General features: G+C 60.9%; 9 protein-coding genes. 3 read left to right on the top strand and 6 right to left on the bottom strand.

The annotated features are described in order from the left end of the window. Window positions 1-43: 43 nt before the first annotated feature. Complete coding sequence (gene rpsB, locus ASC45_RS10990) at window positions 44-802, bottom strand: 30S ribosomal protein S2 (protein ID WP_055451075.1); 759 nt, start codon at window positions 800-802, stop codon at window positions 44-46. A gap of 324 nt (window positions 803-1,126) precedes the next feature. Here rpsB and ASC45_RS10995 point away from each other — a divergent pair, with 324 nt between their 5' ends. Continuing rightward, entirely contained in the window at window positions 1,127-2,425 is a 1,299-nt protein-coding gene (locus tag ASC45_RS10995; protein ID WP_055451076.1) for a DUF3422 family protein, read from the top strand. A 13-nt stretch (window positions 2,426-2,438) separates the two neighbouring features. Here the strand turns inward: ASC45_RS10995 and rlmB are convergent, their stop codons facing one another. Next, a complete protein-coding gene (gene rlmB / locus ASC45_RS11000; RefSeq protein WP_055451077.1) occupies window positions 2,439-3,167 on the bottom strand; it encodes a 23S rRNA (guanosine(2251)-2'-O)-methyltransferase RlmB in 729 nt (242 codons plus the stop codon). After that, window positions 3,164-3,859 (bottom strand): ABC transporter ATP-binding protein, encoded by a 696-nt coding sequence (locus tag ASC45_RS11005; RefSeq protein ID WP_055451078.1) that lies wholly within the window; start codon window positions 3,857-3,859, stop codon window positions 3,164-3,166. Before ASC45_RS11005 ends, rlmB begins: the two co-directional genes overlap by 4 nt. A gap of 23 nt (window positions 3,860-3,882) precedes the next feature. Between ASC45_RS11005 and ASC45_RS11010 the strand changes: the two genes are divergently transcribed. Together ASC45_RS11010 and mnmH are read left to right on the top strand one after the other, a co-directional pair. Continuing rightward, window positions 3,883-4,560, top strand: coding sequence for an arylesterase (locus tag ASC45_RS11010; protein ID WP_072243043.1), 678 nt, complete (start codon window positions 3,883-3,885; stop codon window positions 4,558-4,560). After that, window positions 4,557-5,678 carry a tRNA 2-selenouridine(34) synthase MnmH gene (gene mnmH / locus ASC45_RS11015; RefSeq protein WP_055451079.1) on the top strand — a complete coding sequence of 374 codons (1,122 nt, stop codon included), beginning with the start codon at window positions 4,557-4,559 and terminating at the stop codon, window positions 5,676-5,678. Before ASC45_RS11010 ends, mnmH begins: the two co-directional genes overlap by 4 nt. On the opposite strand, the gene dusA is transcribed toward mnmH, so the two are convergent. The 3 genes from dusA to ASC45_RS11030 form a co-directional block, all read right to left on the bottom strand. Continuing rightward, complete coding sequence (dusA, locus tag ASC45_RS11020; RefSeq protein WP_055451080.1) at window positions 5,648-6,679, bottom strand: tRNA dihydrouridine(20/20a) synthase DusA; 1,032 nt, start codon at window positions 6,677-6,679, stop codon at window positions 5,648-5,650. The genes mnmH and dusA overlap by 31 nt on opposite strands. Before the next feature lie 188 nt (window positions 6,680-6,867). Then, complete coding sequence (locus ASC45_RS11025) at window positions 6,868-8,391, bottom strand: lipopolysaccharide biosynthesis protein (protein ID WP_055451081.1); 1,524 nt, start codon at window positions 8,389-8,391, stop codon at window positions 6,868-6,870. Beyond that, window positions 8,378-9,547: a glycosyltransferase family 4 protein gene (locus tag ASC45_RS11030; protein ID WP_055451082.1), complete on the bottom strand. Its 1,170-nt coding sequence runs from the start codon at window positions 9,545-9,547 to the stop codon at window positions 8,378-8,380. The genes ASC45_RS11025 and ASC45_RS11030 overlap by 14 nt, the downstream gene beginning before the upstream one ends. Window positions 9,548-9,981: the final 434 nt, after the last annotated feature.

The following is a 9,981-nucleotide window of genomic DNA, read 5'->3' on the forward strand; positions in this document are numbered from 1 at the left end:
GGCCAGTGAATCGGGCCGTTGCCGCAAGGTCATTCTGAGGATCTCAGGCGGCGGGGGAGTCTTCCTGGACCTCGACGAACTCTTCCTCGCCTTCGGCGACGGCTTGAACGACCTCATTGACCGCATCGTTCTTACCTTCCAGAATCGCATCGGCCATGCCTTGCGCGTACAAGGTCACGGCCTTGGCGGAGTCGTCATTGCCCGGAATGACATGGGTCACGCCGACCGGAGAGTGGTTGGTGTCGACCACGCCGATCACCGGAATGCCCAGAGTCTTCGCTTCGGAAATGGCGATCTTGTGGTAGCCCACGTCGATGACAAAAAGCGCATCGGGCAGAGCCGCCATGTCTTGGATGCCGCCGATGGACTTTTCCAGCTTTTCCATTTCACGCTGGAAGGTCAGCGCTTCTTTTTTGCTCATCTGCTCGAGCACGCCTTCGGCAGCCTGGGCCTGCATGTCCTTGAGCTTCTTGATCGAAGTCTTGACCGTCTTGAAGTTGGTCAGCATGCCGCCGAGCCAGCGCTGGTCGACATAAGGCATGCCGCAACGCTCGGCCTGTTCGCGCACGATTTCGCCGGCCTGGCGCTTGGTGCCGACGAACAGAATGGTGCCACGGCGCGCAGCGAGCTGGCGCGCGAACTTGAGGGCATCCAGGTACATCGGCAACGTCTTTTCGAGGTTGACGATGTGGATCTTGTTGCGATGGCCGTAAATGAACGGGGCCATCTTGGGGTTCCAGAAGCGGGTTTGGTGACCGAAGTGCACCCCGGCTTCCAGCATTTGACGCATCGATACTGACATGTTGTTTCCAATCCAAGTTGGGTCTGAAATCCGGCCCCGATCAGCACGTCGCCAAGTCGCCTTGAGCAACTTGACGGCGGCCAACACCTGGTTGAGCCGGTTTGCGAGTTGGCACCTTCGCACGCATCGCCGCGCACGACTTCGGTACCATCGAACGTGTTTCGTGCCTGCGCTGACCTACGCCACGACAGCCACGTCTCACGACTCAAGGCTGCAAAACGAGGCGAAGACATTCTGCGCTGCACAAAACCTGAACATCATAGCAGCTTCGCGACATCTCGGCCATCGCGCCGCTGCTCGAATCAACCCCAATCTTCTCCCTTCATGCTCGAACATCCTCTGCGTCAGCAGCTTCACAATGAGATCCATGCCCGCCCCTTCGAACGGGTTGGCGCACCTGCGCAGGTCAGTCATCTGGTCATGCTGGTCGATCCGGCCGAGTCGCAGCTGGCTTTCGAACACCTGTGCGAGCTGCTCGGCAATCTGCACCTGCCACAACCTTCGCCCGCAAGCATGTTCCACACCGAACAGATCGGGCCGGTGCGCTTGAGGTGGGAGCGCCACGGTGAGTTCGTCAGCTACACCTTCATCACCCATGAACAGCTCGGCGCGGAAGATCCGATGTTTGATCGCTGCGCGTGCGACCGCATTTCCGCCGAGTGGCGCGCGCGGATTCCGGGGCAGAGACTCTGTGCGAATCATGTTGCCGTCATGCCCGAAGGCGAAATCGCCTGCGACGCGGTTCCTGATTTCTCGGCGGTACTGGACATCGATGCCCTGGTCGGATCGGATGTGGCCGACGGCAACGCCCAGGTGTTCACCGATCTGCGCATGGCCCCGGATGGCTTCACCCGGTTCATCGTGCTGAGCAAATCCATGTCCGAGCGCCGCCGCGGGCGTCTGGTGCAGCGCCTGCTCGAAATCGAGACCTATCGCATGCTGTCCTTGTTGACCCTGCCGGTGGCACGGCAGCTCACGCCTCAACTCAATCAGTACGAACAGGATCTGGTGAGCATCATGGACGCGATCGGCCGCAACGACGACGCCGACCCGCAGCGCGATCACCGCACCCTCGACCGACTGACCCAACTGGCGTCGAGCGTGGAAGGCCTTTATGCCGCCTCACATGGACGGTTCACTGCGGCGAACGCCTACTACGACCTGGTCAACCGTCGCGTCGGGGAGTTGCACGAAAAGCAGATTTTCGGCCTGCAGACCATCGGGCAGTTCCTCGAACGCCGTCTGGCCCCGGCGATGCAGACCTGCGCCTGGGCGGCGCGGCGGCAACAAGCCTTGTCCGAGCGGGTGTCGCGTTGCAGCAACCTGCTAAGAACGCGCGTGGAAGTGGCCATGCAGCAGCAGAATCGCGGCCTACTCGCTTCGATGAACCGCAGGCAGTATCTGCAGCTTCGGCTGCAACAGACGGTAGAGGGCCTGTCCGTTGCGGCCATCACGTATTACATGGCCTCGCTGGTGGGCCATCTGTTCGAAGCCGCCGAACCGTGGCTGCATATCAAGCCCAAACTGGCCGAGGGTGTGTCCATTCCCGTCATCGCGCTGCTCGTCTGGCTGGGCTTGCAGCGCATGCACCACAGGCTGGAGCGCGCAGGCGAAGGGCGCTGACCGAGGTTGCCCTTCAAAGACGTCGCTGGCGCACGGCCTCGTAAAGGCAAACGCCGGCAGCGACCGAAACATTGAGGCTCTCGACCGCGCCCAGCATGGGAATCTGCAGCAATTGATCGCAGGTCTCTCGCACCAGGCGCCGCATGCCCGAGCCTTCGGCCCCCATCACGAGCACCGCCGGCTGCTTCCAGTTGGCGGCAAACACTTCATCGGTGCCCGTTTCGTCGGTACCCATGACCCACAGGCCACGATCCTGCAACTCACCCAGGCTTCGAACCAGGTTGGTCACCATCAGGTAAGGCACGGTTTCGGCCGCGCCGCTGGCGACCCGTGCCACCGTGGGATTGATCCCAACCGCACGGTCCTTGGGCGCGATGACGAGGTGCACGCCAGCCGCATCGGCGGTGCGCAGCATGGCGCCGAGGTTGTGCGGATCGGTCACGCCGTCGAGCGCCAGAACCAGCGGCGGCCCTTGCACCGCATCGAGCACGGCGTGCATATCGTGCTTGCTCGGCAGGTCATCCACCTGCGCCACCACGCCCTGATGACGATCGGTGCCGGCCAGGGCGTCCAGACGCTCGGCGCTGAGGGTCTTGAGCGTCACGCCCGACGCCTCGACCTTGCGCAGAAACTGCTGCATGCGCGCATCGCGGCGGCTGGCATCGACGTACACCGCGTGCACCGATCCGGGCGCCGCGCGCAGCCGCGCGCCGACGGCATGAAAACCATAGAGCGGCTTCATGCCAGCACCGCCTGTGGTTGTTCGATTAGATGCCCCGCCTGCAGCAGACAGACCCGATCACAGCGCGCGGCCAGAGCCGGGTCGTGCGTGACCAGCACCAGCGTTGCCCCGGCTTCAGCACGCAGGCTAAACATCAGATCCATAATGCGCTGGCCCGTCACGGCATCGAGGTTGCCCGTCGGCTCATCGGCAAGAACCAGCTTGGGCCGACCGACGAAAGCACGGGCCAGGGCCACGCGCTGCTGCTCCCCACCCGAGAGCAAGGTCGGCCGATGATGCATGCGCTGCCCCAGTCCGACCGCATGCAGCAGAGCCGTTGCCGCGTCCACTGCGCCCTGCGAACGTCCGGCAATCTCCAGGGGCAGCACCACGTTCTCCAGCGCGGTGTAGTGGTCGATGAGCTGAAAATTCTGGAACACAAAGCCGATCTTCTGCGCACGCAGGTCGGCCCGGCCGTTTTCGTCGAGACTGTCGAGATCGACGCCATCGATCCTCACCTGTCCGGTGCTGGGCCGGTCCATGCCGGCGAGCAGAGCCAGGAGCGTGGACTTGCCCGAGCCCGAGGCGCCCGTGATGGCCACACTTTGCCCAGCAGGAACCCGCAGTTGTACCGAATGCAGAATGGTCAGAGCGTCGCCGACATCATCAACGGTCTTGCCCAGATCTTGCGCGACAATCACATCGACCGTCATGGAAGCCTTGTAGGAAAGATGGAATGCAGCCGATTGTAGGAAGCCCGCTCTCGTTGTCGCGGCGCAAGGTCTTGGCGCTGGCCGCCTGCCTGGGTTTCGCCGCTTATGCGCAGGCGGCGTCCCCCGGCCGCCCTGCCCTGCTGGTGGTCGGAGACAGCCTGTCCGCAGGTTATGGCCTTGAAACGGGCAAAGGCTGGGTAGACCTGTTGCGCCAGCGGCTTGACGCAGGTCGGCCGCGCTGGAACGTGATCAACGCCAGCGTCAGCGGCGACACGACGGCAGGCGGCCTCGCGCGCCTGCCCGCGCTTCTGGCGCGCGACAAGCCGGCCGTGGTGATCATCGAACTGGGCGGCAACGACGCCCTGCGCGGGCTGTCGCTGCAGCAGACCAAGAACAACCTCACCAAGATGGTCACCCTCTGCAAGAAGGCTGGCGCAGCGGTTCTGTTGATCGGCATGCAGATCCCGCCCAACTACGGCGCGGCCTACACCGAGCGTTTCGCGGCCCTCTTTCCCGCCGTTGCACTATCGACGCATGCGGCACTCGTGCCGTTCTTGTTGTCGGGCGTCGTCTCGCACCCTGACTGGTTTCAGTCCGACAACATCCACCCCACCGCGCAAGCGCAACCCACCATGCTCGATACGGTCTGGCCCCATCTCAAACCTCTTCTTGCTCGGTCTGCCGAGAAGCGCGCGCCATGAACCCTCGCGTCATCGACGCTGCCGAGGCGCTGCAGAAGCTGTCCACCTTCAGCGCCGTGATCGATGTCCGCAGCCCATCGGAGTTCGCACTCGATCACATGCCCGGCGCTCTGAGCTGGCCCGTCCTCGACGACGCCGAACGTGCCGAGGTTGGCACGTTGTACACCCAGGTCGATCCCTTCATGGCCAACAAGCGCGGCGCGGCGCTGATTGCGCGCAACATCGCCAACCACATCGAAGCACATGCGCAAGACTTGCCGAAGTCGTGGGCGCCGCTCATCTATTGCTGGCGAGGCGGCAACCGCTCGGGCGCGATGGCCCACATTCTGGCGCGCATCGGCTTTTCGGTGGTCCTGGTGCAAGGCGGTTATCGCGCTTTGCGCAGAGACCTTCGCGCCGATCTGGAGCGACTTCCCGGGCAATTGCCATTTCACGTCATCTGCGGTCGAACGGGCAGCGGCAAGAGCCGCTTGCTGCAGGCCTTGCAGGCCGCGGGTGAGCAGGTACTCGATCTCGAAGCGCTGGCTCGGCACCGAGGCTCGGTACTCGGGCTGGAGCCTGGCCAGACACAACCGTCGCAGAAGCTGTTCGAAACCGGTATCTGGGCTGCGCTGAGCAGCTTCGACCCTCGGCGTCCGGTGTTTGTGGAAGCGGAAAGCAAGAAAATCGGCTCGCTCCATGTCCCCGATGTGCTGATGACGCGGATGCGCCAGGGAAGGTGCATTCATCTGGAACTCGACACGCCCCTGCGAGTCGAGTTGCTGCTGGCCGATTACGCCAGGCTTTCCCTCGACCCGCCCTTATTGCTCGAACGTCTGGCCAGTCTGCGCGCCTTGCGAGGTGCAGAGACGATATCGCGCTGGCAGGAGCAGATCGATCAGGGCGATCTCGCCACATTCACAACCGACATCCTGCGGCACCACTACGACCCGAGCTATCTCAGGTCGATGTCCAACAACTTCGAACATTTTCCTGCGGCACCCGTGGTCCGTTTGCAAGGCATCGACGCGCTAGCGTTTGATCGCGCTGCCGAACAGGTGATTGCAGCGGCGTACGGCCCAGCTCAGGCTTCGTCGCCGCCTGCTGCTCAGACGCAGGCCGATGTCGTCAGCGGCTGATCTTCGGAGGCGTGCTCGTCGATTTCGGCCGAAAGCCGAGCCCGACGCGCGGTGGCAAACAACTCAGCGACCGAGAGGCTTGCCAGCAGCCTGGCATCGCTCAAGACCTGCCGCCATCGGCGCCCTCCGGGCTGTCCCTTCCACAGATTGAGCATGTGCCGGGTGATGGCCTGCGGGTGCAGACCCTTGCCCTTCCACTCGGCGATATAACGGGCCATGCTGTCTTCGACGGCTTCGCGCTCAGGCAGGGCGCGCTGTGACTGCCCCAGATAATCACGATCCCAGTGCGCCATGCTCCAGGGGTCTTGATAGGCGGTGCGCCCCACCATGACGCCGTCCACCCGAGGTAACCACTCTCGCAGTTGCTCATCGGTCTTGATGCCGCCGTTCAAGACGAACGACAGTTCGGGAAAGTCGGCCCGAAGCTGCGAGACGAACTCAGGTCGCAACGGCGGAACATCCCGGTTCTCCTTCGGACTCAGGCCGTCCAACCACGCCGCGCGTGCATGAACGATGAAAGTTCTGCAGCCGCCTTCGGCCACGGTTCCGACGAAATCGCGCACGAAGCCGTAACTATCCTCGTGGTCTATGCCGATACGGTGTTTCACGGTGATGGGGATGGCGCCCGACACCACATCCCGCATGGCCGCCACGGCATCCCGCACCAGGGTCGGCTCGGCCATCAGACAGGCACCGAAAGCACCGCGCTGCACGCGCGGACTCGGGCATCCGCAATTCAGATTGACCTCGTCGTAGCCCCATTCCAGCGCCAGCCTGGCGCACCTAGCCAGGTCGGCGGGCTCACTCCCGCCTAACTGAAGCGCAACGGGATGTTCCTGAGCGTCGAAATCGAGGTGGCGCGGCACATCGCCGAAGAGCAAGGCCCCCGTCGTCACCATTTCGGTGTAGAGAAGGGTCTCTTGTGTGATCAGACGGTGAAAGAAGCGGCAATGTCGATCCGTCCAATCGAGCATGGGCGCCACAGATAGTGCAAACGGCATACGGGAGCAAAAGATCGATTGGGCTGCACTCGGCGCGCCGACGCAAAGGAGCCCCCAAGCAGGATGAGGTCGAAAAGGAACGCCGCTCAGCCCGCGCACCATTCATAGAAGGTGCCGAAAGGGAGCAAGTCACCAACTCAGAATCAAAGGAGCCCGATTGTATTCAACCTCACTGCCGCCACGCGGGCTCAGTCGGCTCCTCGCAGCTTGGCAAGGCCCTTCTGCAACAGACCTCGAATTTCCTTATCGAAAATCGAAATCAAAATACCGTAAATCAAGGCTCCTACTGCCATCTGCGAGAAAATCCTCACTACAAGGTCGGCAGGGCTCACCCTGATCACCACTGCATACATGATCAATGTAAAGATTCCGAACTTCGTCAAATCTACCCATGGGATGGTGATCTTGACAACCTTACGGCCATAATACGCCGCCAGTACGGTATAAACCAGATAGCTCACAAGCGCCGCAAAGGCCGCGCCTTCGATACCGTATGGCCCGACCAGAACGAGTGTCAGACCAATGTTAACGGCTGCTGCGGTCAAAACCGAATACATCACAACCTTGGTCAGCTTGTTGATGTAGATGCCCGCGCTGAAAATCGGCGTACCGCCGGAAATCAGCATGCCGGCAACGATGAAAACAATCAGCGAAGCGCTGACTTCATATTTGGATGACGCCAGCAACCTGAGCAGCTCGGGCCCCACGGCAGCCATGCCTCCCAAGACAGGCAACGCGAGCGCAATGTAGTATTTGAGAGCCTGTTGAATGAAGGCCACAGTTTTTTCACGGCCCTGCTGCTCCCACATTCTGAAATACATCGGCACGACAGCCTGAGCAAAAGATGCCGTAAGTACTCCTTGCAAATAATCACTGAAATTGAAGGCCGCCGAAAACGCACCCAGAGGTTCCGGCCCCAGCTTGTAGTTGATGATATAGCGTCCACTCATGTTCAAAAGAAGCATGGAAAGCTCGCTCGCCAGCAGCGGCAAGCCAAAAACAAGCATGGATATGAACAGCGGCTTGCTGAATTCGCCAACTGCAAAGACGCGCTGGCGAGCGTAATAAAAAATGATCACCGATACGGCGATCAGCTCGCCCGCCATGGACGACAGAAAGAATCCTTCAAGCGTGCGCGAGACGTAAAACAGCACGAAAAAAATGAGTGCAAGACCCAGGTATTTTCTGACTGTAAAATAGGCGCTGTAAATGCCACTCTTTTGCTGTGCCCGCAAAAGATTATACATGGCACTATCCACAACCCGAATGAATATGAGCGGCGACGCCAAGACAATGAGATATTTTGTTTGCTCATTGGCCAGCCATGCAGTGGGCGTTAAGTACACACCTACGATACTCAGCAGGGTTACGACCAGTCCCACCGCAATCATTCCGAACAGAACGGTCGAAAAAAATTGTTTGATCGTGTTCGACCGCGTTCCCGCCTCGACTTCACTGTAATAACGCACGACGGAATGCTGCAAACCCAACTTGCCCACGCCGACCAGAAACAGAATCGTCGAAGTCACCAGGGCCATGGTGCCGTATTCGGCCACCGTGAAAATACGCGTCAGAATCGGAAAAGAAATGATGCTAGCCAGCATCACGAGCACACTGCCAATCGAATAATTCGATGTGTGCTGAAACAAACGAGCCAGAACGCCTCGTTTCTCCGATTTAGTGGCAATCACGGCTTGTTTACTGACTTGCATGGATATTCAGGCCCGGATGCTGAGGAATCGAAGCACTATCTCGACGGTAAACCGCGAGAAGCGACTCCATGACGGACTCCGTGGAATATTTCTGTTCGACAAAATGCCTCGCAGCAGCCCCCATGGTCTGTCTGGCATCGGGCTCGCCTGCGAGTTTTGACAAAGCCTGCTCAAGCGCATCGACCTGATTGGCCGGAACCAGCAGGCCCGTGACGCCATCGGTAACGACGTCCTCGTGCCCACTGATGCGCGTGGCGATTGTGGGCAAACCATTGGCCATGGCCTCCAGCACCGCATTGGGCAATCCCTCCTGGTGCGAGGCCTGGACATACAGATTGTGGGCGCGCAGCAGTGTCGGCACGTCATGCACCAGCCCGGGGAAAGCCACGCTTTGGGCAATACCCAGTTGATTCGCCAGCGCCACCAATCGGTTCCTCTCTGGGCCGTCGCCGGCCACGGTCAATTGTGCGCCAGCGGGCAGCGCTGCCTTAGCCCAGGCCGCCAGCAGCACATTCAGGCCCTTCACCGGAACATGGCGCCCAACGAAGACGGCGCGCAATGTGGACTGATCTCTCGATGGCGGTGGAGCAAATCGGGCCAGATCGACGGCGTTAGGCAATAAATACAGGCGGCTCTTCTCAAAACCCGCTTGCTCCATGATCTGGGCGGTTCTTTGGCTGATGCACTGATAGCCGTCGAGACGCTGAGCACCTCCACGCAAGACTCGGTGTACGAGATTGCCGCTCAGAGAGGGATCCAGGATACCTCCCTGAAACTCTGCCGCACCGGAGACCTTGACGATCACGGTCGGTTTCAGCCAGCGTTTGATCCAACCCGCGGCGCCAGCGAGGTTATGCATCATGTGGATGTGGACGGCGTCGAATTCGCCCTGATGGCGCAGCAACCAGAAAGCGAAGCGAAGGTTGAGCAGGATAGCGCCTGCACCCTTGATGCGCGGATAGCCCAGACGAACTACGGGCACCCCGTCAACGTCATCGACTGTGGGCAACGAGCGATCGAGGCGGGGCACGAGCACGCGCACATGATGCCCCGCCGCAGCAAACGAACGGCTCAGCAGCCGAGCTTGCATTTCGGCGCCGCCGGTGGCCGGGTAGCGACCATCCACCACCATCAGGATACGCGCAGGGGAAGACATCTTGAAATCAATACTCTCTTACCATGGCCCAATCAGCAAGCTCTTGGTTCCATGACCCATTTGCCAACGAATGACGACATTCTCTCAAGAAAACGCAGGGCCGCCCCAAGTTTTCTTGACTGAACCGCACCGGGTTTCGAGGAGGCTTGTTGGCTTGAGTCGGGCCGTGTTGGCCTGACAGTCAAGCGGATGGTTGGTTTTCAGATTCTCTCTCATTCAGCCCCCCCGCAGGGGCCGCCGGAGGCGCCCCCTGGTTGGGCCATGTTCCATGGCTCAATCCTCCTGTTGCGCTGTCGCGTGGGCAGCCGTGATGGCGGGCACGGTCTGGTCTTGGCCTCGCCAGTAGTTGGCCTCGGCCTCGGCTGGCAGGATGTAGCCGATGGGCTCGAGCAGCCGGTGGTGGTTGAACCATGCCACCCATTCGAGCGTGGCCA

It is taken from the genome of Thiomonas bhubaneswarensis (genome assembly GCF_001418255.1).
GTDB classification, from domain to species: Bacteria; Pseudomonadota; Gammaproteobacteria; order Burkholderiales; family Burkholderiaceae_C; genus Thiomonas; species Thiomonas bhubaneswarensis.